Annotated in this window: 21 protein-coding genes; 6 read left to right on the top strand and 15 right to left on the bottom strand. The window is 64.9% G+C overall.

Features of this window, described 5'->3' with window-relative positions:
* Window positions 1-11: 11 nt before the first annotated feature.
* From Q8J98_RS05670 to scpA, 5 genes are all read right to left on the bottom strand, one after another.
* The gene (locus tag Q8J98_RS05670; RefSeq protein ID WP_305184046.1) at window positions 12-1,019 is read right to left on the bottom strand and encodes an endonuclease/exonuclease/phosphatase family protein; all 1,008 of its coding nucleotides are present in this window, start codon (window positions 1,017-1,019) and stop codon (window positions 12-14) included.
* Window positions 1,020-1,715, bottom strand: coding sequence for a molecular chaperone DjiA (locus Q8J98_RS05665; RefSeq protein ID WP_305293521.1), 696 nt, complete (start codon window positions 1,713-1,715; stop codon window positions 1,020-1,022).
* Between the two features lie 149 nt (window positions 1,716-1,864).
* On the bottom strand, window positions 1,865-2,350 hold the full coding sequence (locus Q8J98_RS05660; RefSeq protein ID WP_305293520.1) for a GNAT family N-acetyltransferase: 486 nt from the start codon (window positions 2,348-2,350) through the stop codon (window positions 1,865-1,867).
* Window positions 2,347-2,946, bottom strand: a complete 600-nt coding sequence (locus Q8J98_RS05655) for a VOC family protein (RefSeq protein ID WP_305293519.1) — start codon at window positions 2,944-2,946, stop codon at window positions 2,347-2,349. Before Q8J98_RS05655 ends, Q8J98_RS05660 begins: the two co-directional genes overlap by 4 nt.
* Window positions 2,947-3,079: 133 nt before the next feature.
* Entirely contained in the window at window positions 3,080-5,209 is a 2,130-nt protein-coding gene (scpA, locus tag Q8J98_RS05650; protein ID WP_305293518.1) for a methylmalonyl-CoA mutase, read from the bottom strand.
* 94 nt (window positions 5,210-5,303) lie between these two features.
* On the opposite strand from scpA, the gene Q8J98_RS05645 reads away from it, so the two are divergent.
* Window positions 5,304-5,750: a DUF4174 domain-containing protein gene (locus Q8J98_RS05645; RefSeq protein ID WP_305293517.1), complete on the top strand. Its 447-nt coding sequence runs from the start codon at window positions 5,304-5,306 to the stop codon at window positions 5,748-5,750.
* Window positions 5,751-5,754: 4 nt separating this feature from the next.
* Here Q8J98_RS05645 and Q8J98_RS05640 read toward each other — a convergent pair whose 3' ends face one another.
* The 6 genes from Q8J98_RS05640 to Q8J98_RS05615 form a co-directional block, all read right to left on the bottom strand.
* Window positions 5,755-7,758 (bottom strand): acetyl/propionyl/methylcrotonyl-CoA carboxylase subunit alpha, encoded by a 2,004-nt coding sequence (locus Q8J98_RS05640; RefSeq protein WP_305293516.1) that lies wholly within the window; start codon window positions 7,756-7,758, stop codon window positions 5,755-5,757.
* Between the two features lie 137 nt (window positions 7,759-7,895).
* Window positions 7,896-8,114: a hypothetical protein gene (locus Q8J98_RS05635; RefSeq protein WP_305184053.1), complete on the bottom strand. Its 219-nt coding sequence runs from the start codon at window positions 8,112-8,114 to the stop codon at window positions 7,896-7,898.
* A 337-nt stretch (window positions 8,115-8,451) separates the two neighbouring features.
* Window positions 8,452-8,847: a hypothetical protein gene (locus Q8J98_RS05630; protein ID WP_305184054.1), complete on the bottom strand. Its 396-nt coding sequence runs from the start codon at window positions 8,845-8,847 to the stop codon at window positions 8,452-8,454.
* Window positions 8,848-8,907: 60 nt separating this feature from the next.
* The gene (locus Q8J98_RS05625) at window positions 8,908-9,255 is read right to left on the bottom strand and encodes a hypothetical protein (RefSeq protein ID WP_305184055.1); all 348 of its coding nucleotides are present in this window, start codon (window positions 9,253-9,255) and stop codon (window positions 8,908-8,910) included.
* Window positions 9,256-9,337: 82 nt separating this feature from the next.
* Window positions 9,338-10,105 (bottom strand): class I SAM-dependent methyltransferase, encoded by a 768-nt coding sequence (locus Q8J98_RS05620; RefSeq protein ID WP_305293515.1) that lies wholly within the window; start codon window positions 10,103-10,105, stop codon window positions 9,338-9,340.
* Window positions 10,106-10,122: 17 nt separating this feature from the next.
* A complete protein-coding gene (locus Q8J98_RS05615) occupies window positions 10,123-11,655 on the bottom strand; it encodes an acyl-CoA carboxylase subunit beta (protein WP_305293514.1) in 1,533 nt (510 codons plus the stop codon).
* 168 nt (window positions 11,656-11,823) lie between these two features.
* On the opposite strand from Q8J98_RS05615, the gene Q8J98_RS05610 reads away from it, so the two are divergent.
* The 3 genes from Q8J98_RS05610 to Q8J98_RS05600 are packed head-to-tail and all read left to right on the top strand — an operon-like array spanning window position 11,824 to window position 14,866.
* Window positions 11,824-12,174, top strand: a complete 351-nt coding sequence (locus tag Q8J98_RS05610) for a DMT family protein (protein ID WP_305293513.1) — start codon at window positions 11,824-11,826, stop codon at window positions 12,172-12,174.
* Between the two features lie 47 nt (window positions 12,175-12,221).
* Window positions 12,222-13,421 (top strand): multidrug effflux MFS transporter, encoded by a 1,200-nt coding sequence (locus Q8J98_RS05605; RefSeq protein ID WP_305293512.1) that lies wholly within the window; start codon window positions 12,222-12,224, stop codon window positions 13,419-13,421.
* A gap of 50 nt (window positions 13,422-13,471) precedes the next feature.
* Window positions 13,472-14,866, top strand: a complete 1,395-nt coding sequence (locus tag Q8J98_RS05600) for a short-chain fatty acyl-CoA regulator family protein (RefSeq protein WP_305293511.1) — start codon at window positions 13,472-13,474, stop codon at window positions 14,864-14,866.
* Between the two features lie 103 nt (window positions 14,867-14,969).
* Here the strand turns inward: Q8J98_RS05600 and Q8J98_RS05595 are convergent, their stop codons facing one another.
* The 4 genes from Q8J98_RS05595 to betI form a co-directional block, all read right to left on the bottom strand.
* Entirely contained in the window at window positions 14,970-15,614 is a 645-nt protein-coding gene (locus tag Q8J98_RS05595) for a thermonuclease family protein (RefSeq protein WP_305293510.1), read from the bottom strand.
* Window positions 15,615-15,681: 67 nt separating this feature from the next.
* A complete protein-coding gene (gene betA / locus Q8J98_RS05590; RefSeq protein WP_305293509.1) occupies window positions 15,682-17,340 on the bottom strand; it encodes a choline dehydrogenase in 1,659 nt (552 codons plus the stop codon).
* Window positions 17,341-17,425: 85 nt separating this feature from the next.
* Window positions 17,426-18,877, bottom strand: coding sequence for a betaine-aldehyde dehydrogenase (gene betB, locus Q8J98_RS05585; protein WP_305293508.1), 1,452 nt, complete (start codon window positions 18,875-18,877; stop codon window positions 17,426-17,428).
* Window positions 18,877-19,455 carry a transcriptional regulator BetI gene (betI, locus tag Q8J98_RS05580; RefSeq protein ID WP_305293507.1) on the bottom strand — a complete coding sequence of 193 codons (579 nt, stop codon included), beginning with the start codon at window positions 19,453-19,455 and terminating at the stop codon, window positions 18,877-18,879. Before betI ends, betB begins: the two co-directional genes overlap by 1 nt.
* Window positions 19,456-19,543: 88 nt before the next feature.
* Here betI and choX point away from each other — a divergent pair, with 88 nt between their 5' ends.
* Complete coding sequence (gene choX, locus Q8J98_RS05575; RefSeq protein WP_305293506.1) at window positions 19,544-20,470, top strand: choline ABC transporter substrate-binding protein; 927 nt, start codon at window positions 19,544-19,546, stop codon at window positions 20,468-20,470.
* A gap of 91 nt (window positions 20,471-20,561) precedes the next feature.
* Entirely contained in the window at window positions 20,562-21,392 is an 831-nt protein-coding gene (choW, locus tag Q8J98_RS05570) for a choline ABC transporter permease subunit (protein ID WP_305293505.1), read from the top strand.
* Window position 21,393: the final 1 nt, after the last annotated feature.

The following is a 21,393-nucleotide window of genomic DNA, read 5'->3' as shown; positions in this document are numbered from 1 at the left end:
TTCAGCGCCCCTCAAAGCGCCAGATCGACGCTGACCGGGAAGTGATCCGATGCCTGAAGGAGCGCCTCGCGCAGTTCCGGCGTCTGGTAGCAGACCGGATCGTCGAAAGGGTGCCAGATGCGCCATTTCGGCGTGAGGGCACAGAGCCCCGGCGACAGCATCACATAATCGAGCAGCGCGGTGAAAAAATGCCCCTCCTCCGGCAGAAAGAACCGCGCCGAGGTAGGGGCCGCAGCGGTGGGGTGCATCAGCACCGCATGCGCATGCGGGTCGCGCAGGCGCAGCGCGGGTGGCGCGGCCTCACCCAGCACGATCTCGACCCCGGAGCGGCCAAACAGCCCCTCGAACTCGTCAATGCCGGGGCCATCGTTGAAATCGCCAAGCACGATCAGATCATCGCCCGCAGCAAGGTGCTGCTCGACGCGCGCGCGCAGCCAGATACATTGCGCCAGCTGCTTGCGGCGGTTCTCGATCGCCAGCCGCACCGCTGCCTCGGGGCTGCCCGCACCGTGCGGTGCCTTTGACTTGATGTGCACCCCGATCAGGCGCAGCCGCTTGCCTGCCTTGGTCAGCACCGCCACCTCCAGCGGCGGCTTGGAAAAGGTGACGGTCTCGGGCTCGGCGTCGGTGCTGAGGTCGATCCGGTAGCTGGTATCGAAGCGCGGCACCGCGTCTGCCTGCGGGTCATGCCGCGCACGAAGCACATCCGGGTCATAAAGCAGAGCAATTTCCTGTTGCGTTTCATTGGCATAGCCGATCAGCGCGGCGCGGGTGCGCAACCCGTAATGGCGCGCGAAACGTTCCAGCATCGGCACTGTCTGGCGGCGGCTGTTATGGTCGGGGGCTTCGACGATCAGCACCGCATCGGCATTGAGCGCGGTGAAGACAATGCCGAGCGCCCCCAGTTGCTCGGCGCGCGTCACGCCGAAACGCGATGAGGGTTCGCCATCTTCAAGCAGCTTGCCACGGCGGTCGAACAAGTTGGAGAACCATTCGACATTATAGGTGACAATGCGCATTCAGCCGCCCCGCCTTCCCGAAATCATCTCCCAGGCGCGGTTCACTGCAATCAGCCGCCGCTCCGCCAGCTTCACCACCTCGGGCGGCAGGCCGCGGGCGGCGGCGCGATCGGGGTGGGTTTCGCGCACCAGGGCACGCCAGGCCTTGCGGACATCGGGAAGGGGGGTCCCCGCGGCCACGCCCAGAACCATCCATGGGTCAGGCTCTGCCCCCGGCACCAGCCGCGCCCGGATCGAGCGGAAACAGGCATCCGACAGCCCGAACACCCGCGCTACCTCGGCCAGAAAGGCATCTTCCGCCGGGTGATATTCGCCGTCGGCAAGGGCGATCAGGAACAACCCTTCAAGCAGGTCCTTCAGCACCTCGGCACCGGGGCCGAACATTACCGCTATCCGCCGCGCCCAGGCATCGAACCCCGCCACATCGGACCGCGCGAGGTTGAAAACCCGCGCCGCATTGCCCTCTTCTTCCGGCTGAATGGTGAACACCTGCCGGAACGCCGCCACCTCGTCGCGCGTCACCTGTCCATCGGCCTTGGCGAGCTTCGCTCCAAGCGCGATCACCGCGATGGTGAAGGCGACTGAGCGCTCGGGCGGGGTGCGCAGCCGGTCGAACACCGTTGCCAGCCCCTCGCCGCGCGCCAGCGACGAAAGCGCCTCGGAGATTCGGGTCCAGAGCGAAACCGGCGTGTCCATGGCGAAAGTCTAGCGCCTCGAAACGCGGCTTGCACTCACTTCAATGCATTGCGGCCCGCCGACCGGGCCGCTGCACGCGAGATTGATCAGATACCCCGAAATCGCCTGCAATGACCTTTCCTTTCGCCCAAGAAATGCGCCCCGGTCGCTCACAGGGTCTTTTGCATCAGCACAAGATCAAGCCAGCGGCCGAATTTGCGCCCGACCTGCGGCATCCGCCCGGTCTCGACAAAGCCGATTGCGGCGTGGAACCCGATACCGGCGGTGTTTTCGCCCGAAACCCCCGCCACCAGCACATGGCAGCCCGCCGCCCGCGCATGGCCCTCGAGCGCCAGCATCAGCGCGCGGCCAAGCCCCCGGCCCTGCGCCGCCGGGGCAAGAATGATCGTGTGCTCCATCGCATGGGCATAGCCATTGCCACCGCGAAACTGCGCGTAGGTGGCTAACCCCAGCACCTGCCCGCCCGCCTCGGCCACCAGAAATTCGGCCCCCGCCGCGCGGCGGCTGGCGATCATTTCCGCAAGCCCGGCTTCGGTCTTTTCCTCGCTGGAAAAGGTCACCGTGGTCGCGCGGATCATCGGGTTCCAGAATGCCATGATGGGCGCGAGGTCGCGCGGCTCGGCAGGGCGGATCATAGCAGGCGCTCTCCTTCGGGCGTGGCCAGCCGCAGCCGCAGGGCGGGTGCGCCATGGGCAAAACCGATCCGCGCATCACGCCCCGGCAAGGAAGCGGCAAGCGCGGTAATCTCGGGGTGGCTGATCTCCAGCCGCAACAGCCGCAACCCGAGGTCGGGCAGCCTTGGCGCAGGATGCGCATCTGCCCATTCGATCAGCGCGGGGTAAAGCCCGTCGAACGGCCCCTGCCCGCTTGCCGGCACCGTCAGCCGCCAGGCAAGATCGCCGCGACGAAGCGCCATCGGCGGCCCAACCGCCGCAGGCAGCCGCAGCGCCGCAAGATCGGCCGTGCGCAGCACCCAGGCCACCGGACGCGGGCCTCCGGCGAAATCGTCAAGCCCGAACCAGCGCGGATATGTGGGGCGCTCCGCCTGCGGGTTCACCGCGATGACTTCAAGATATTCCGACGGGCCAAGGCTCAGAAGCCGGTTGTGGGTGCCCATTGCCGGGTGTTCGCCGCCCGGTGCCATCCGCACCCCAAGCTGCGCCTCGACCCAGGCGACCCCCTCCGCAAGGCTCGCCGCCGCGATTGCCACATGATCGAGAACCGGCTGCATCCCGCACCTCCGCCGCCATCATGCGCAAAGCCGGGGCGCGCGCAAGCCTTGCCCCGAACTGCTTCAGCCAAATATCCTCGGGGGGAGGCTGCCCAGGAACTGGGCGGCCCGGGGGGCAGACAGCCCCCCGCCTTCAGCCCCGTGCGGCGCGGATCAGCGCCAGAATGTCGCGCGCGGCGGCGGGAATATTGGTGCCCGGCCCGAAGATTGCCTTCACCCCGGCGCGGGTCAGATAATCGTAATCCTGCTGCGGAATGACGCCGCCGCAGATCACCAGAATGTCGCCTGCCCCCTTGGCTTTCAGCACCTCGATCAGCTTTGGCGCAAGCGTCTTGTGGCCCGCCGCCTGGCTCGAGATGCCGACCACATGCACATCATTGTCGATCGCGTCCTGCGCTGCTTCCTCGGGGGTCTGGAAAAGCGGCCCGACATCGACATCAAAGCCGATATCGGCAAAGGCGGTGGCAATCACCTTGGCACCGCGGTCGTGGCCATCCTGGCCCATCTTGACCACCAGCATCCGCGGCCGCCGCCCCTCTTCGGCAGCGAAAGCCTCGACATCCGCCTGAATCGCGGCGAAAGCAGCATCGCCCTCATAGGCCGCGCCATAGACCCCGGCGAGGGTCTTGACCTCGGCGCGGTGGCGGCCGAACACTTTTTCCATCGCCATGCTGATCTCTCCCACCGAGGCGCGCGCCCGCGCCGCCGCAATTGCCGCTTCAAGAAGGTTGCCGCCCTCGCCCGCGCGACGGGTCAGCTCGGCCAAGGATGCCTGCGCCGCCGCCTCATCGCGGCTGGCGCGCATCTTGGCCAGCCGGGCAATCTGGCTTTCGCGCACCGCGACATTGTCGATATCGAGAATTTCGATCGGGTCTTCCTGCGCCAGCCGATACTTGTTGACCCCGACGATCACTTCCTCGCCCCGGTCGATCATCGCCTGCCGCCGGGCGGCGGATTCCTCGATGCGCAGCTTCGGCATGCCGGTGGCGACTGCCTTGGTCATGCCGCCCATCGCCTCGACTTCCTCGATCAGCGCCCAGGCTTTCTCGGCCAGTTCGGCGGTCAGGCTTTCGACATAATAGCTGCCCGCCAGCGGATCGACGACATGGGTGATGCCGGTTTCCTCCTGCAAGATCAGTTGCGTGTTGCGCGCGATGCGGGCCGAGAACTCGGTCGGCAGCGCAATCGCCTCATCCAGCGCGTTGGTGTGCAGGCTCTGCGTGCCGCCGAGCGCCGCCGCCATCGCCTCATAGGCGGTGCGCACCACATTGTTGTAGGGGTCTTGTTCCTGCAAGCTCACGCCCGAGGTCTGGCAATGCGTGCGCAGCATCAGGCTGCCGGGCTTTTGCGCGCCGAAGCCGGTCATGATCCGGTGCCAGAGCAGCCGCGCCGCGCGCAGCTTTGCGGCCTCCATGAAAAAGTTCATGCCGATGGCGAAGAAGAAACTCAGCCGCCCGGCAAACTCATCCACATTCATGCCACGCTGAATTGCGGCGCGCACATATTCGCGCCCGTCTGCAAGCGTATAGGCAAGCTCCTGCACGAGGTTCGCGCCCGCCTCCTGCATGTGGTAGCCCGAGATCGAGATCGAGTTGAACCTGGGCATTTCGGCAGAGGTGTATTCGATGATGTCGGCGATGATCCGCATCGACGGTTCGGGCGGGTAGATATAGGTGTTGCGCACCATGAATTCCTTCAGGATGTCGTTCTGAATGGTTCCAGAAAGTGCCGCGCGCGGCACCCCCTGTTCTTCGCCGGTAACGATGAAACTTGCCAGTATGGGAATCACCGCGCCATTCATGGTCATGGAAACGCTGATCTTTTCCAGCGGAATTCCACCGAAGAGTATCTTCATGTCTTCGACGGAATCGATCGCCACCCCAGCCTTGCCGACATCGCCGAGAACGCGCGGGTGATCCGAGTCATAGCCGCGATGGGTGGCAAGGTCGAAGGCGACGGAAACCCCCTGCTGGCCCGCGGCAAGGGCACGGCGGTAAAACGCGTTCGACGCCTCGGCGGTGGAAAAGCCAGCGTATTGGCGGATGGTCCAGGGGCGGCCCGCATACATCGTGGCGCGCACGCCGCGGGTGAAGGGGGCAACGCCCGGCACCTCGGCCATCTGCGGCAGCCCCGCCACATCGGCGGCGGTGTAAAGCGGCTTGACCGGAATGCCTTCAAGCGTGTTCCAGACCAGGCTCGCGGGGTCCTCGCCCTTCAGCTCTTTTGCGGCCAGTTTGCGCCAAAGTTCGATCTTGTCGCTCATCGGGCATTCCCTTTTCGTCGCAAGCCGGGTTTGCCCCGGCATTCATCCTTTGGTTTCGCGCGGCCCTGCCCTATATCAAACGGCAGGAGGCGCAATGAAACCACTATACATCCTTGTTCTCTCGGCATTTCTGCCGTTTGCCGTTGCCGCGCAGGAAGCCCCTGCCGTGCCCGCCTTCGCGCCCCTGAATGCGGCCGAGGTGACGCTGGCCGAGTTTTTGTGGCTCAAGCGCCCGATCGTTGTTTTCGCCGACAGCGCCGCAGACCCTGCCTTCATAACCCAGATGGAGATGCTGGCCGTTGACCCGGCGGCACTGGAACTGCGCGATGTGGTGGTGGTAACCGATACCGACCCGGCGGCAAAAACCGAATGGCGGCTGAAGCTTCGGCCACGCGGTTTCAGCCTCGTGCTGCTCGACAAGGACGGCGAGCCGGAATTGCGCAAGCCGCTGCCCTGGGATCTGCGCGAGATCACCCGTGCCATCGACAAATTCCCGCTGCGCCGGCAGGAGGTCTTGCAGCAGCAGCCTGCGGGGCGGTAGCGGCTCATTCGAACTCCATGATGATGTCATCGACCTTGAGGCTTGACCCGGCCTTGGCGGAGACCTTCTTCACCACGCCCTTGCGTTCGGCGCGCAGGATGTTTTCCATCTTCATCGCCTCGACGGTGGCAAGTGCCTGACCCTCCTGCACCTCCTGCCCCTCGTTGACCGCGATATTCACGATCAGGCCGGGCATCGGGCAGAGCAGAAAGCGCGAGGTGTCGGGCGGCAGCTTTTCGGGCATAAGTTTGGCCAGTTCCGCCTGCCGCGGGGTGCGCACATGCACCTTGAGGTCGGCACCGCGGGCGCGGATGCGGAACCCCGAAGGGATCTTGCCGACCTTCAGCACCAGCGGCACGCCATCAACCATCAGCCGCGCCAGCGGTTGCCCCGGCACCCAGTCCGAGGTGACGCGCAAAGCGCCGCCATCGGCAAAACCCACGGTCGAGCCTTCGCGGTCGGCGTCGATACGGGTGGTGTATTCGCTGCCTTGCAACGTCACCACCCAGTCATCGCCAACCAGCCTTTCGTGGTTGCCAAGCGTGCCCGAAATCCGGGTGCGCCGGATTTCGGCAACCCGGTTCATCGCAGCGGTGGCGGCGGCGATGCGGCGCGTAAGCACTGGCACAAGCGTGGCACCCAGGAAGCCGTCAGGGTATTCCTCGGCGATGAAGGCGGTCGAGATATCGCCCGAAACGAAGCGCGGATGGTCCATCACCGCCCCGACAAAGGGCAAGTTGTGGCCAATGCCTTCAACCTCGAACGTGTCAAGCGCCAGCCGCATTTCCTCGATCGCCGCATCGCGCGTTGGTGCCCAGGTGCACAGCTTGGCAATCATCGGGTCGTAATACATGCTGATTTCGCCGCCCTCGTAAACGCCGGTATCGTTGCGCACGATGCCGCCGCCGATGGTCTCGCCCTCAACCGGCGGGCGGTAGCGGGTGAGGCGGCCAATCGAGGGCAGAAAGCCGCGGTAGGGGTCTTCGGCATATAGCCGGCTTTCCATCGCCCAGCCGTTGATCTTCAGGTCCAACTGCTTGAACGGCAACGGCTTGCCCGCCGCAACGCGGATCATCTGCTCGACAATGTCGATGCCGGTGATGAGCTCGGTTACCGGATGTTCCACCTGCAACCGGGTGTTCATTTCGAGAAAGTAGAAATTGCGCGCGCCATCGACGATGAATTCAACCGTGCCCGCCGATGCGTAGCCGACCGCGCGGGCGAGCGCGCAGGCCTGCTCACCCATCGCACGCCGGGTTTCGGCATCGAGGAACGGGCTCGGGGCTTCCTCGATGACCTTCTGGTTTCGCCGCTGGATCGAGCATTCGCGCTCGTGCAGATAGACCGTGTTGCCATGCGTGTCGGCCAGCACCTGAATTTCGATGTGGCGGGGCTGGGTCACGAATTTCTCGATGAAGATGCGGTCATCGCCAAAACTTGCCGCCGCCTCGTTCTTCGACGACTGGAACCCCTCGCGCGCCTCGGCATCGTTCCAGGCAATGCGCATGCCCTTGCCGCCGCCGCCCGCCGATGCCTTGATCATCACCGGGTAGCCGACCTGCTGCGAAATCTTCACCGCATCTTCGGCGTCTTCAATGATGCCCATGTAGCCCGGCACGGTCGAAACGCCCGCCTCCTGGGCGATCTTTTTCGAGGTGATCTTGTCGCCCATCGCCTCGATCGCGCCCGAGGGCGGGCCGATGAACACCACACCCTCCGCCTCGAGCGCCGCCGCGAACTTGCGGTTTTCGCTAAGAAATCCGTAACCGGGGTGCACCGCCTCGGCACCTGTCTGGCGCACCGCCTCCATGATCCGGTCGATCACGATATAGGATTGGTTGGCCGGGGCCGGGCCGATATGCACCGCCTCGTCGGCCATCTTCACATGCAGCGCATTGCGGTCGGCATCGGAATAGACCGCCACCGTGGCAATGCCCATCTTGCGCGCCGATTTGATCACCCGACAGGCAATTTCGCCGCGATTGGCGATCAGGATCTTCTTGAACATGTAAAGGCCCCTTTGCCCGGATTTGCGGGCCGCCCGCCCGTTCCGGTGTTGGTGTTGCAATGCAAAAAACCACCGGGGCCCGGGGCCCAGGTGGCGAGACGATATGACAGGCCGCGGCGCTTGGCCGCGCGGATGCGTCAGCGGTTGATGCAGCCCGCAACTCTGAGATCGTCGCAGAACACGCCCGCAGCGCCGCCGATAATCGCGCCGGTAAGCGCGCTGCCGCCCAGCGCACCGGCAACGACAGCGCCGGTTGCGGCACCCGCAAGCCCGCGCTCGGTGTCATTGTTGAGATAGTCGCAGCCTGCGAGGGATACGACCAGCGTGGCCGCCGCGACAAATTTGAAAATACCCATGATCGAATTGCTCCTTGTTCCGCCCCAGCGGCGTTGGTTGACCCGCCAGCACACAATGAGAACACCTTGCCGCCCGATTGGTTCCCTGTGATCGGCAACCGCGAAACCCTGCCCTTCCCGGAAAAATGCCTGGCCCGCGGGGGGCCAGGCAAGAAACAGAGGGTTGGGGTTGGGGTAGAGGGATGGATAGGTATCAGCTTCAGTCCGGGGTGCGCCGTGCTGGCGGCTCCCCCCGCAAGACCAGCTTGCCGCGCCTTGCCCGGCTTGGCAAAGCCCGATTTCGTGACCGGCACCTGCTCGGCGAAATGCTGCCAGAACCGCAGCTTGAGCGGCAAGATCACGCCCATGGCTCGTCCTCGTCGTCGCTTTGCAGCGGTACCCTACCAGCGGCGAAAACCTCGGGAAACGCGGCACGCGCGCGGCGCAGATCGATGCGCAGCAGCGCCTCATAGCTTTCGGGGTCGAACGGGTCTTCGGCGGGCACCACCTCGCGGCCAAAAAGCCACGAGATGCGACCGGCATCGAGATTGCCGCGCTCGAACGCGGCTTCGCCGAAATGATCCCAGAGCGCCGCCAGAAACCCGGCATCGGCGCGCCGGTCGGCGGGCGCGCGGTCGCGGTAGCGTTCGCGCGCGACAATTCTGGTCACGCCGCGCCCATGCACCGCGCGGCGGATGACGAACTGAAAATCCGTTCCGGGCAGACGACCGGGAAAGCCGCGATGCTTCAGCATGGCGCGGCCCCCGGAGGTTGTGGCACCGGGCGGCAATCACCCGGCGCAAGAAGCCTCAGATCACCCCAGATGCGTGAGGTTGTTTCCGAAAGTCGGGTAGTTCGGCTGCCTGCCCGGATCGTCGGGCTTGTCATCGCGGATCGGCACGCAGACCGGAACCGTGGTGACATGGGTGAGGGTCGAATAATTCGGCCGCTCGCCCTCAAGGCAGTATTCCTCGCAGGTGCGCAGCCGCTGCGGATAGTAGCGCGAATAGGGCTGGCTTTGCGGGCGGCAGGCCGCCTCGGAAACATCGCCGTATTTGTTGTAAACCGGCTCGGGCAGGATCGGGCGAACCACCGGCTTGGCGCAGGCACCAAGCAGCAGGGCGAGCGATGCGGTAAGCGTGGCAATTTCGGAAATGCGCATGGGAACCTCATTGCAATCGGGTGTATTGCACGAGAACCATACGCGGTTTTCCCCCGCGCGGCAATTGAACTGACAAGTGAAGTCATGCGGGCGCACCTTTGCGAAGGAGCACCCGCCGCGCCTTGGGCGGCGACGGCAGATCGCTGATCGCGCCAAGCGGTGCCAGCGCGCGTATCTGCGCCTCGGCGGTGGTGGCGCGAAGATCAAGGATCACCGCCCCGTCACGGGTCACGCCACGGTCGAAATACTCCAGATAGGTTTCGACCGGGTAATGAAACCCGCAGGAAAGGAAGCTCACCGCGAGGTCAACCGGCCCGGCGGAAACCGGGTCCATGCTGGTCGGGTTCAACGTGGCCATGGTCGCGGCATGCACGCCGTTCTGTTCCAGAAACGCGCGCGCGACCGCCAGCGACGAATAGGCGGCCCCCGCCTCGGCAAAACCGAAATGCCGCCGCTCGTTGCTTTCGATGTCGATCAAGAGCAGATGCGCGCCAAGATCGCGCGCAGCAAAAAGGTCGAACATGGCGTAGCCGCAACCGATATCGGCGATGCGGTGCAGCTTCAGCGCGGCCAGAACCGGCTTCAGCAGAAGATACTCGGCATGGATCACCCCGGCAGCGCGCCGCGCAATCTCGGCCCCCAGCCGTTCGGCCTGCGCCAGAATCGGTGCGCTGTCGCCTTCGTTCCAGGCCCGGATCACCTGCCCCATGCGCGGCAGATCGCCAAGCACCTCCGACCTTTGCAGGATCAGATTGACCAGATCGCTCTGCCCGAATGCCGCAAATTGAAGCTCCGAATGCGGTTTCGCGCCGCCGATTTCAGCAAGATCACTGCCTGTCTGCATGCTCATGTCCATTTGCCCACCCTCTAGAGCGGAATATTGTCGTGTTTTTTCCATGGGTTGGTCTGTTTCTTGCTGCGCAGGCTGGCAAATGCCCGTGCCACCCGCTTGCGGGTCGAACGCGGTTGGATCACCTCGTCGATAAAGCCCTTTTCCGCCGCCACGAAGGGGTTGGCAAAACGGTCTTCATAATCTGCGGTGCGGCTGGCGATCTTTTCGCGGTCGGCCAACTCGCTGCGGTAAAGAATCTCGACCGCGCCCTTGGCCCCCATCACCGCAATCTCGGCGGTTGGCCAGGCGTAGTTGAAATCGCCGCGCAAGTGCTTCGAGCTCATCACGTCATAGGCACCGCCATAGGCCTTGCGGGTGATGACCGTGACCTTCGGCACGGTCGCCTCGCCAAAGGCAAACAGCAGCTTCGCGCCGTGCTTGATGACGCCGCCGTATTCCTGCCCGGTGCCCGGCAGGAAGCCCGGCACATCGACAAGGGTCAGGATCGGGATTTCGAAGGCGTCGCAAAAGCGCACAAAGCGCGCCGCCTTGCGCGAGCTGTCAATATCCAGGCAGCCCGCCAGCACCATCGGCTGGTTCGCCACCACGCCCACGGTCTGGCCCTCGATACGGATGAAACCGGTGATGATGTTGGCGGCGAAATTCTTTTGAATCTCGAAAAAATCGCCCTCGTCGGCGATCTTGCCGATCAGTTCCTTCATGTCATAGGGCTGGTTCGGGTTATCGGGAATGAGCGTATCGAGGCTTTCCTCAAGCCGCGCCACATCGTCGAAGAACGGGCGCACCGGGGCGCGGTCGCGGTTGGAAAGCGGCAGAAAGTCGATCAGCCGGCGGGTTTCGGCCAGCGCCTCGACATCGTTTTCATAGGCACCATCGGCGACCGAGGATTTTTTCGTGTGCGTGCCCGCGCCGCCCAGCTCTTCCGCCGTGACAATCTCGTTGGTCACGGTTTTCACCACATCGGGGCCGGTCACGAACATGTAGGAGGTGTCTTTGACCATGAAGATGAAATCTGTCATCGCCGGGCTGTAAACGGCCCCGCCCGCGCAAGGCCCCATGATGAGGGAAATCTGCGGCACCACTCCGCTTGCCATGATATTGCGCTGAAACACTTCGGCGTAGCCTGCAAGACTGGCCACGCCTTCCTGAATCCGCGCGCCGCCGCTGTCGTTGATGCCGATCACCGGGGCACCGTTTTGCACCGCCATATCCATGATCTTGCAGATCTTTTGCGCATGGGTTTCGGAAAGCGAGCCGCCGAACACGGTGAAATCCTGGCTGAACACATAGACCATGCGGCCGTTGACCGTGCCCCAGCCGGTGACCACGCCATCGCCCGCCGGGCGGTCGGCCTGCATGCCGAATTCGGTGCAGCGATGCGCCATGAACATGTCGAATTCTTCAAAGCTGCCCTCGTCAAGCAGAAGTTCTACCCGCTCGCGCGCGGTCAGCTTGCCCTTGGCATGCTGCGCGTCGATGCGGCGCTGGCCGCCGCCAAGGCGGGCTTCGTCGCGGCGGTCCTCAAGCTGCTGCAGGATGTCTTTCATGGCGATGCCTCCCGAGTTTGCGGCACCCTAGCGGTTTGGCGCAAGCGGACAAGCGGAATTGAGAAAATTTGCATAGTCCTCGCCGAGTAAGTGCTGCTAATTGCAACTTTGCAAAGCCTTCCCGCCGCGCCGCGCCCGCGCTAGCTTGCGCGGATAGCTGGAGGTGCCATGAGCTTGCCCGTTCCCGTGCTGACCATTGGCCTCTTGTTGGCCTCGAATGTGTTCATGACCTTCGCCTGGTATGGGCATCTGAAGTTCAAGGCCGCGCCGCTGCTTGTGGTGATCCTGTTCTCCTGGGGCATCGCGTTCTTTGAATATACGTTGCAGGTGCCCGCCAACCGCATTGGCCACGGGGTTTTCAGCGCGGCCCAGCTCAAGACCATTCAGGAGGTTATTACCCTTTCGGTATTCGCGATATTTTCCTGGGCATACCTGAAAGAGCCGATCACCTGGCAACATGGCATCGGCTTTGCGCTGATCGCCGCCGGGGCCTGGTTCATCTTTCACAAATGGAGTTGAGCGCAAGGGGCGTGGACAAATCCGCGCGCGGCCCCTAGCCAATGCAGATGCGCCAGTTTCTGAATCGCTCCGCCCCGCCCCACATCATCACGCTGGTTCTGATGGCGGGGCTGGCGGCGCTGTCGCTCAACATCTTCCTGCCGTCGCTGCCAGGCATGGCGGACTATTTCGGCGTTGAATACAGCTTCATGCAGCTTTCGGTTTCGGCCTATCTGGCGGTGTCGGCACTGCTGCAACTGCTGGTCGGCCCGATCTCTGACCGCTTCGGCCGCCGCAAGGTTGCGCTGGCGGTGCTGGGGCTGTTCCTGCTCGCCACGCTTGGCACGCTCGCGGCACCCACGGCCGAGGTTTTCATGGCGTTCCGGCTGGTGCAAGCGGTCGTTGCCACCAATTTCGTCATCAGCCGTGCCGTGGTGCGTGACATGGTGCCCGCTGATGAGGCAGCCTCGATGATCGGCTATGTCACCATGGGCATGTCGCTGGTGCCGATGATCGGCCCGGTGATCGGCGGCGCGCTGGATGAAGCCTTTGGCTGGCGCGCCAATTTCACCCTGCTGGCGGCGCTGGGGCTACTGGTTACGGCGCTGGTCTGGGCCGATCTGGGCGAGACGACGCGGGCGGGCGGTGTGGGTTTTGCAGCACAACTGCAAAGCTACCCGGCGCTGCTGCAATCACAGCGGTTCTGGGGCTATTCGCTGTCTGCCGCCTTCGCCTCGGGGCTTTTCTTTGCCTATCTTGGCGGCGCGCCCTTTGTCGGGACCACGGTCTATCATCTGAGCCCCTCCCAGCTTGGCTATTATTTCGCTTTGCCCGCAATGGGATATGCAATCGGCAACTTCATATCCGGGCGCTTTGCCAGCCGTGTCGGCATTGACCGGATGGTGCTGGCGGGCACGCTCACCGCGACATTGGCGCTGGTTGTGGCGGTGGTGGCAAATCTTGCCGGTGTGGCGCATCCGCTGATGTTCTTTGCAATGGTCGGGGTCACCGGGCTTGGCAATGGCCTGGCGCTGCCCTCGGCCAATGCCGGCATGATGTCGGTGCGCCCCGAACTGGCGGGTACCGCCTCGGGGCTCGGGGCAACGCTGACGGTGGGCGGAGGGGCCGGGCTTGCGGCCCTCTCGGGGGCGCTGCTGAGCCCCGAAAGCGGCGCGCTACCGCTGGTCTTGCTGATGTTCGCCTCGTCGCTGGCCTCGGTCGGGGCGATCGGCTGGGTGTTCTGGCGGCGCAGGCAACTGGGGATTTGACGTCGCGGCTTTGCAAAGCCTAGGGTGGTTTTGCAAATTTCGGAGGCATCATGGCCACGCAAAAGCTCTATGCTGGCGTCAAGCTGCGCGAAACCCGGGCCCGGCTCGGGCTGACACAAAAGGTCTTTGCCGACCGGCTCGGGGTCTCGCTGCCCTATCTCAACCAGATGGAAAACAACCACCGCCCGGTTTCGGCGGGCGTCGTGCTGGGCCTTGCGGGCGAATTCGGGCTGGATGTGACCGAGCTTTCCGTGGGCGATGCCGAGCGGCTGGTCAGCGACATGCGCGAGGCGCTGGCCGACCCGGTATTTGCCGATCTGACGCCGCCACTGGCCGATCTGCGGCTTGCCGCCTCGAATGCCCCGGCGCTGGCGCGGGCCTTTCTCGAACTGCACCGCGCCTATCGGCAGGGTCACGAAAGGCTTGCGAGCTTTGATGAAGCGCTCGGCCGCGAGGGCGGTCTGACGGTAGTCAGCCCATGGGAGGAGGTGCGCGACTTCTTTCACTATTGCGATAATTACCTCGATGCGGTCGATCGCGCGGCAGAGCGGTTTTCCTGCCCGGATGGCAAGCGCATAGACCCGGTAACCAGGGCGACGGAAGCGCTGGGTGCGCGGGGGATAAAAGTTCAATTTTCAGATGTTTCCGCCATTCGCCACCGCGAGGGCAACCTGCTCACGCTATCCACCCGCGTCGGGGCCCCGACGCGGGCGTTTCAGCTTTTGCATCAGGTCGCGCTGATCACCCAGAACGAGCTTCTGGAGGCAACGCTCGACCTCGCCCGCTTTCAATCCGATACCGCGCGGGCGATTGCCAAGATCGGGCTGGCAAATTACTTCGCCGGGGCCGCGCTCCTGCCCTACCGCGTCTTTCAGGCCGCTGCGCAGGAAACCCGGCACGATCTTGAGCGCCTCGCCGACCGCTTCGGGGCCAGTATCGAGCAGATCGCGCACCGGCTTTCAACGTTGCAGCGGCCCGGTGCCAAGGGGATTCCATTTTTCTTCGTGCGGGTCGATCAGGCCGGCACGATCACCAAGCGCCATTCTGCCACACGGCTGCAATTCGCCCGCTTTGGCGGTGCCTGCCCGCTCTGGAATGTGCATCAGGCCTTTGAAACGCCGGGGCGTTTTCTGCGGCAACTGGCGGAAACCCCGGATGGGGTGCGCTATTTGTGCCTTGCCCGCGATGTCTCGAAAACCGGCGGCTCGTTTCACGCACCAGTGCGCCGCTACGCGATCGGCCTTGGCTGCGAGGTCAGCCACGCGCGCGGTCTCGTTTATGCCGACGACATGGAACTGGCCAACCCCCGCGCCTATCAACCGATCGGCATTTCCTGCCGGATCTGCGAAAGGCGCGATTGCCACCAGCGCTCGGTGCCGCCACTGGAACGCCGCCTGCGGGTCAATCCCGACAGCCGCGGCGTGCTGCCCTACGACATCGCCTGAGCTGACACCTGTCTGGCGCTGACAGAAGCGCCGGACAGGTGTCAGCTTGCTGGTTTGCGCCTGTCTTGCGACAAAACCGGTGCCCACTTTTGCCGGACAGGCTCTAGCCGCGCGCTTTCACCCAACCGGCGGCAACTGCTTGATCTTCCGAACAGAACCAGCGTTCGCCCTTGGCGGTGCTGATCGTGGTGGCGGCGTAGCCGCGGCTGCCCGGAAGATGGTAAAGCCGCCCGTTGCCCGAAATATTGCCCTTGATCGCGCAGCCCTCGGGCGCGCCCGCGGTGCCGCCGAATGCGCGCACCACCTCGGGCCGCTCGGCCTGCCCCGACCAGACCCCCCGCCCTGCGGCGCGGGCCCGGGCTTCATGCGGCAGGTAATCGGCGGCGTAGCGGGCATAGGCAAAGGCGGCACCCGCCTCAACCAGCGCCGCGCCGACATCGGCACCAGCGGCCCGGCACCGCGCCACCAGCCGGTCATAGCGATCCCGCTCGACGCCATCGCAACGCATTTCCGCCGCCGCAAGCGCCGCCAGTGCCCCGGTGGCAAAGCCGCCGCAATCCCAGGCCGCACCCGCCGCATCGCGGCAGGTCTGGCCGGTTTCCGGCGCATCTATCCCGTAAAGGCGCACCCGTTCACCCGCGAGCACCAGCGTATCGCCATCAACCACGCGCGCCGTTCCGACCAGCGTCTGCGCAACCACAGGCTGCGCCAGCACAACCAGAACGAGAAGTGAACAAATCCTTAACATGCCCCGCATATTGTGGCGGCGGGGTATGATGTCAACAGCGCTGGTATGCCTTCGTTAACGCCGCGCCTCAGCGCTGGCTTGTCTGCCAGTTCGGGTTCACCCATGGCTCGGCATTCTCGGCGGCCAGCGGCGCGCGCCCCAGCACCAGATCGGCGGCCTTTTCACCGACCATGATCGAGGGCGCGTTGAGGTTGCCATTGGTCACCCGCGGGAAAATCGAGCTGTCGGCTACCCGCAGCCCCTCCACCCCGATCACCCGGCAGGCAGGGTCCACCACCGCCAGCGGGTCATCGGCGCGGCCCATCCGTGCCGTGCCGCAGGGGTGAAAGGCGCTTTCGGCATGGGCGCGGATGAAGCCGTCAATCTCGGCGTCGCTCGCAACCCCCTGCCCCGGCTGGATCTCGTGTTTCACATGCGCCGCCATCGCCGGTTGCGCAAAGATCTCGCGGGTCAGGCGAATGCAGCGGCGAAACTCTTCCCAGTCGTCCGGGTGGCTCATGTAGTTGAAGCGGATCACCGGTGCCGCCTTCGGGTCGGCTGAGCGGAGCGTGACCGCGCCGCGCGATTTCGACCGCATCGGCCCGACATGCGCCTGAAATCCGTGCCCCTCGGCCACCGCGCGGCCATCGTAACGCACCGCAATCGGCAGGAAATGGTACTGGATATCGGGGTATTCCACGCCCGCGGCAGAGCGGATGAAGCCGCAAGCCTCGAACTGGTTCGACGCCCCGAGCCCCTTGCCGGTGAACAGCCACTGCGCCCCGATCAGCCCCTTGCCCCAGAGGTTCCAGTACTTGAACAGCGTCACTGGCTGGGCTGCGGCAAACTGCATGTAGATTTCCAGATGGTCCTGCAGGTTCGCGCCCACGCCGGGCCGGTCCGCCAGCACCGGCACGCCATGCTCGGCCAGATGGGCACCAGGTCCGATGCCCGAAAGCATCAGCAGCTTTGGCGTATTAAGCGACGATGCGGCCAGTATCACCTCGGCCCGCGCGCCGATCACCTCGATGCGCCCCGAGCGTTCCACCTCCACCCCCACCGCGCGGCCTTCGCGCAGCACCACCCGCCGCGCCAGCCCCCGCACTACCGTGCAGTTGCCGGTTTTCATCGCGGGCCTGAGGTAGGCATTCGCCGCCGACCAGCGCCGCCCGCGCCAGATCGTCGCGTCCATCGGACCAAAGCCTTCCTGTTGCGCACCGTTCGCATCTGCCGTCACCGGATAGCCTGCCTGCCGCCCGGCTTCGATGAAGGCGGCAAAAAGCGGGTTGGCACGCAGCCCTCGGGTCACATGCAAAGGCCCCGCATTGCCGCGCCAGACACCGTCGCCAGCCTCCGCGCCGCCGTGCCAGTGCTCTTGCCGCTTGAAATAGGGCAAGACATCGGCATAGCCCCAACCCGCCGCGCCCTGCTCTGCCCAATGGTCGAAATCCTTGGCGTGGCCGCGCACATAGACCATGCCGTTGATGCTGGAGGATCCGCCAAGCACCTTGCCGCGCGGCGTCACCAGCACCCTGCCGCCCAGATGCGGCTCGGGCTCGGTCTTCAGGCCCCAGTCATAAAGCCCCATGTTCATCGGGTAGCTCAGCGCCGCGGGCATCTGGATGAACGGCCCCATATCGGTGCCGCCATGCTCGATGACAATCACCCGGCGGCCCGCCTCGGCCAGCCGATAGGCCATCGCCGAACCTGCCGAGCCTGCCCCCACAATCACGAAATCCGCTTCCATTCCGCCCATCCTTCCCGGCGACCCGGGCTTCTTCAATGCCAAAATACCCTCGGGGGGTCCGGGGGGCGAAGCGCCCCCGGCTTCGCTAGTAAGGTGCCTCGACCGGGCCGAGGCCGACATAGACCGATTTCACCCGGCTATAGTGCTCCACCGCCGCGCGCCCGTTTTCGCGCCCGAGCCCCGATGCCTTGACCGCTCCGAACGGGGCCTCGACCGGGGTCAGGTTATAGGCGTTGATCCAGGTGGTTCCCGCCTGCAATGCGCCGATCACCCGATGCGCGCGCGCCATGTCGGCGGTAAACACCCCCGCCGCAAGGCCGTAGGGCGTGGCATTGGCCCGTGCCACCACCTCGGCCTCGGTGTCGAACTCAAGCACCGCCATCACCGGGCCAAAGACTTCCTCGCGGGCAATTTCCATGCCGTCGGTGACATCGGCAAAGACCGTGGGCTGCACGAACAGCGGCCCGGCGTTGCCGGGGCCGCCGCCGCAGACAAGCCGCGCGCCTTCCGCCCTGGCGCGCTCGATGTAGCCCAGCACGCGGGCCACCTGCGCCGCGCTCACCAGCGGCCCGAACTGCGTTGCGGGGTCAAGCGGATCACCCGCCACAATGCCTGCAACGCGCTCGGCCAGCCGCGCCAGAAACGCCGCCTTTAGTCGCTTTTGCACGAAGACCCGCGTGCCGTTCGAGCAGACCTGCCCCGACGAATAGAAATTGCCAAGCATCGCCGCGCCCACCGCATCCTCAAGGCTGGCGTCTTCAAAAACGATCAGCGGCGATTTGCCGCCAAGCTCCATCGTCACCGCCTTCATCCCGGCAGCGGCTGCAGTGTAAACCCGCTTGCCGGTCGCCACCGATCCGGTCAGCGAAACCTTGGCAACGCGCGCATCGGCCACCAGCGCCGCCCCCACCGCGCCCATCCCCTGCACCACGTTGAAAAGCCCGGCGGGCAGCCCCGCCTCGGTCAGGATCGCGGCCAGTTGCAGCGCCCCCAGCGGCGTCACCTCGGAGGGTTTGAACACCATCGCATTGCCAAGCGCCAGCGCAGGTGCCGCCTTCCAGCAGGCAATCTGGCTCGGGTAATTCCACGCGCCAATTCCGACGCAGACCCCGAGCGGCTCGCGCAGGGTATAAACGAAATCGCGCCCCAGCGGGATCGTTTCGCCGGTGACGGTGGCCGCAAGCCCGGCGAAATATTCCAGCGCATCCGCCCCCGAAGGCCAGTCGGCAACCCGGGTTTCCTGCAACGGCTTGCCGGTGTCGAGCGTTTCCAGCACCGCCAGCTCTTCGCCCCGCACCCGGATCAGTTCCGCCGCGCGGTGCAAGATGCGGCCGCGTTCCACCGGCCGCAGCGCCGCCCAGGCACCTTGCGCCCGCGCCGCACTCGCCAGCGCCGCCTCGATCACCGCAGGCGTCGCCGCATGCAGCCGCGCAATCACCTCGCCGGTGCCGGGATAGATCACCTCGATCGGCGCGCCGGCGCTGTCTTCCAGCCAGGCACCATCGACAAAATGGCTCGCTTTCGGTTCAGCGCGCATCACGCCCCCTCCAATTCGCGGTCAAGATATGCAAGCACCAGCGCCGCTGCCGCGCGCCGGTCGGTGGCACCCGGTTGCAGCGCTGCGCGGATGTAAACCCCGTCGATCAGCGCGCCGAGGCCGCGCGCCACACCGCCCGCCCGCGCGCCAACAATCGGTTTGAGATCGTGCATCAGGTTGGAGTGCAGGCGGCGCTGATAGACCGCAAGCAGACGGCGCGCTTCGGGTGCGGTCTGCGCCAGAACGTAGAAGTTGAGCCATGCGCCGATCGCCTCGCGGCGAAACGAGCCGGGCGCGAACGAGGCATGCACGATGGCGCGAAGCCGCCCGGCGTGGCCCTCGGCCACCACCAGTGCGCCGCGCACCTCGGCGGCGTAGATCGATAGAATCGCCCGCATCGCGGCCAGGAATATCTGCTCCTTGGAGCCGAAATAGTGATGCGCCAGCGCCGAAGACATGCCCGCGCGCCGCGCAATCTGCGCCACGGTGACATCCAGCGAGCCGCCGTCGCCCACCATTTCAATGGTGGCTTTCACCAAAGCCGCCCTTCGGATAGGCTCGGCCCCAAGCTTGGGCATGGCATCCTCGCAAAAAAAGCTTGCCAAACCGAGCTACAGGCAAGTTTATTGACTCGTCAATCAACAAAAACGTCCCAGGGAGCCGAACATGAACCTCAAGACCGCCCTTCTCGCCTCTGCCGCCACGCTGGCACTGGCGTTGCCCGCCCATGCCGCGGGCTGCGACAAGGTGATTTTTTCCGATGTCGGCTGGACCGACATCACCGCCACCACCGCCGTCGCCAGCTTTGTGCTGACCGCGCTTGGCTATGAAACCGATGTGAAGCTGCTGTCGGTGCCGGTCACCTATTCGGCGCTTTCCACCGGCGATGTCGATGTGTTCCTCGGCAACTGGATGCCGACCATGGAGGCCGATATCGCCCCCTACCGCGAGGCGGGCACGGTCGAGACGCTGCGCACCAACCTTGTCGGCGCGAAATACACGCTTGCCACCAACGCCGCCGGTGCGGCGCTGGGGATCGACAGCTTCGATGACATCGTCACCCAAAAGGCAGCACTTGACGGCAAGATCTACGGCATCGAGCCGGGCAATGACGGCAACCGGCTGATCCTCGACATGATCAGCGGCGACGCCTTCGGGCTGGCAGGGTTTGAGCTGATCGAAAGCTCGGAACAGGGCATGCTGGCGCAGGTGGCGCGGGCGGGCGACAAGCAGGCGATCATCTTCCTCGGCTGGGAACCGCACCCGATGAACGCCAATTTCGCGATGACCTACCTGGCGGGCGGCGACGATTTCTTCGGCCCCGATTTCGGTGGTGCCGAAGTCGCAACCAATGTCCGCAAGGGCTATGTGGCCGAATGCCCCAACACCGGGGCGCTGCTTGCCAATCTCGAATTCAGCCTGGCGCTGGAAAACGAGATCATGGGGGCGATCCTGAATGACGGGGCCGAGCCTGTCGCGGCCGCCAAGGCCTGGCTTGCCGCGCATCCCGAGGTGCTGGCACCCTGGCTTGCAGGCGTCACCACCAAAGCAGGTGGCGACGCGCTGGCCGCGGTCACCGCCGCGCTGAAGTGAACGAACCGGCGGGCCGGGGGGCCAGCCCCCCGGACCCCCCGGGGTACTTTTGCGATGAAGACGCGTTGAACAGAGCCTCGGGGGTCAATGCATGGACTGGCTGACCGCCTACAAGATTCCGGTCGGGCGCACCGCGAAACTGATTTTCGATTGGTTGAAGGCGCATGCCGGCGGATTTTTCGATCTGGTGTCGGATGTCATGCAGGCGCTGATCGAAGCCATCCTCTGGCTATTGCAGACGCCGAACCCGCTGGTGATCGTGGCGCTGTTCGTGGCCCTCACCTTCGCCTTGCAGCGCAACTGGAAAACCCCCTTGCTGGTGCTGGCCGGGTTCCTGTTCATTCTCAATCAAGGCTATTGGAAAGCCACCACCGAAAGCCTGACCCTGGTGCTTTCGGCCTGCGTCGTGTGCATGGCGGTGGGCGTGCCGATCGGCATCGCGGCGGCGCACCGGCCACGGCTTTTTGCCGCCATGCGCCCGGTGCTCGATCTGATGCAGACGCTGCCGACCTTTGTCTATCTTATTCCGGCGATTGTATTTTTCGGCATCGGCATGGTGCCGGGCCTGATCGCCACGGTGATTTTCGTGCTGCCCGCGCCGATCCGGCTTACCCATCTTGGCATCGCCTCGACACCGCAACCGCTGCTGGAAGCCGCGACCGCCTTTGGCGGCACCCCGCGGCAGGTGCTCTGGAAGGTCGAATTACCCTATGCGCTGCCGCAGATCATGGCGGGGATGAACCAGACCATCATGCTGTCGCTTTCGATGGTGGTGATCGCGGCGCTGGTCGGTGCCTCGGGGCTCGGGGTGCCGGTGGTGCGGGCGCTCAATTCGGTCAATACCGCGCTCGGGTTCGAGGCGGGCTTCATCATCGTCGTGGTGGCGATCATCCTTGACCGGATGCTCAGGATGGAGCGCTGAG

Source organism: Phaeovulum sp., assembly GCF_030684035.1.
Taxonomy (GTDB): Bacteria; Pseudomonadota; Alphaproteobacteria; order Rhodobacterales; family Rhodobacteraceae; genus UBA6213.
Note: the sequence above shows the minus strand (reverse complement) of the source record. Positions and strands in the feature narration are given on the sequence as shown.

Bases quoted from the DNA above. Each gene is read 5' to 3' on its own strand.
- Q8J98_RS05615 (WP_305293514.1), bottom strand. From the start codon at position 11,655: ATGAAAGACATCCTGCAGCAGCTTGAGGACCGCCGCGACGAAGCCCGC.
- Q8J98_RS05635 (WP_305184053.1), bottom strand. From the start codon at position 8,114: ATGGGTATTTTCAAATTTGTCGCGGCGGCCACGCTGGTCGTATCCCTC.
- Q8J98_RS05660 (WP_305293520.1), bottom strand. From the start codon at position 2,350: ATGATCCGCCCTGCCGAGCCGCGCGACCTCGCGCCCATCATGGCATTC.
- betB (WP_305293508.1), bottom strand. From the start codon at position 18,877: ATGCGCGCTGAACCGAAAGCGAGCCATTTTGTCGATGGTGCCTGGCTG.
- choW (WP_305293505.1), top strand. From the start codon at position 20,562: ATGGACTGGCTGACCGCCTACAAGATTCCGGTCGGGCGCACCGCGAAA.
- choX (WP_305293506.1), top strand. From the start codon at position 19,544: ATGAACCTCAAGACCGCCCTTCTCGCCTCTGCCGCCACGCTGGCACTG.
- Q8J98_RS05640 (WP_305293516.1), bottom strand. From the start codon at position 7,758: ATGTTCAAGAAGATCCTGATCGCCAATCGCGGCGAAATTGCCTGTCGG.
- Q8J98_RS05605 (WP_305293512.1), top strand. From the start codon at position 12,222: ATGCGCCAGTTTCTGAATCGCTCCGCCCCGCCCCACATCATCACGCTG.
- betI (WP_305293507.1), bottom strand. From the start codon at position 19,455: ATGCCCAAGCTTGGGGCCGAGCCTATCCGAAGGGCGGCTTTGGTGAAA.
- scpA (WP_305293518.1), bottom strand. From the start codon at position 5,209: ATGAGCGACAAGATCGAACTTTGGCGCAAACTGGCCGCAAAAGAGCTG.
- Q8J98_RS05670 (WP_305184046.1), bottom strand. From the start codon at position 1,019: ATGCGCATTGTCACCTATAATGTCGAATGGTTCTCCAACTTGTTCGAC.
- Q8J98_RS05665 (WP_305293521.1), bottom strand. From the start codon at position 1,715: ATGGACACGCCGGTTTCGCTCTGGACCCGAATCTCCGAGGCGCTTTCG.
- Q8J98_RS05600 (WP_305293511.1), top strand. From the start codon at position 13,472: ATGGCCACGCAAAAGCTCTATGCTGGCGTCAAGCTGCGCGAAACCCGG.
- Q8J98_RS05625 (WP_305184055.1), bottom strand. From the start codon at position 9,255: ATGCGCATTTCCGAAATTGCCACGCTTACCGCATCGCTCGCCCTGCTG.
- Q8J98_RS05645 (WP_305293517.1), top strand. From the start codon at position 5,304: ATGAAACCACTATACATCCTTGTTCTCTCGGCATTTCTGCCGTTTGCC.
- betA (WP_305293509.1), bottom strand. From the start codon at position 17,340: ATGGAAGCGGATTTCGTGATTGTGGGGGCAGGCTCGGCAGGTTCGGCG.
- Q8J98_RS05655 (WP_305293519.1), bottom strand. From the start codon at position 2,946: ATGCAGCCGGTTCTCGATCATGTGGCAATCGCGGCGGCGAGCCTTGCG.
- Q8J98_RS05610 (WP_305293513.1), top strand. From the start codon at position 11,824: ATGAGCTTGCCCGTTCCCGTGCTGACCATTGGCCTCTTGTTGGCCTCG.
- Q8J98_RS05630 (WP_305184054.1), bottom strand. From the start codon at position 8,847: ATGCTGAAGCATCGCGGCTTTCCCGGTCGTCTGCCCGGAACGGATTTT.
- Q8J98_RS05595 (WP_305293510.1), bottom strand. From the start codon at position 15,614: ATGTTAAGGATTTGTTCACTTCTCGTTCTGGTTGTGCTGGCGCAGCCT.
- Q8J98_RS05620 (WP_305293515.1), bottom strand. From the start codon at position 10,105: ATGAGCATGCAGACAGGCAGTGATCTTGCTGAAATCGGCGGCGCGAAA.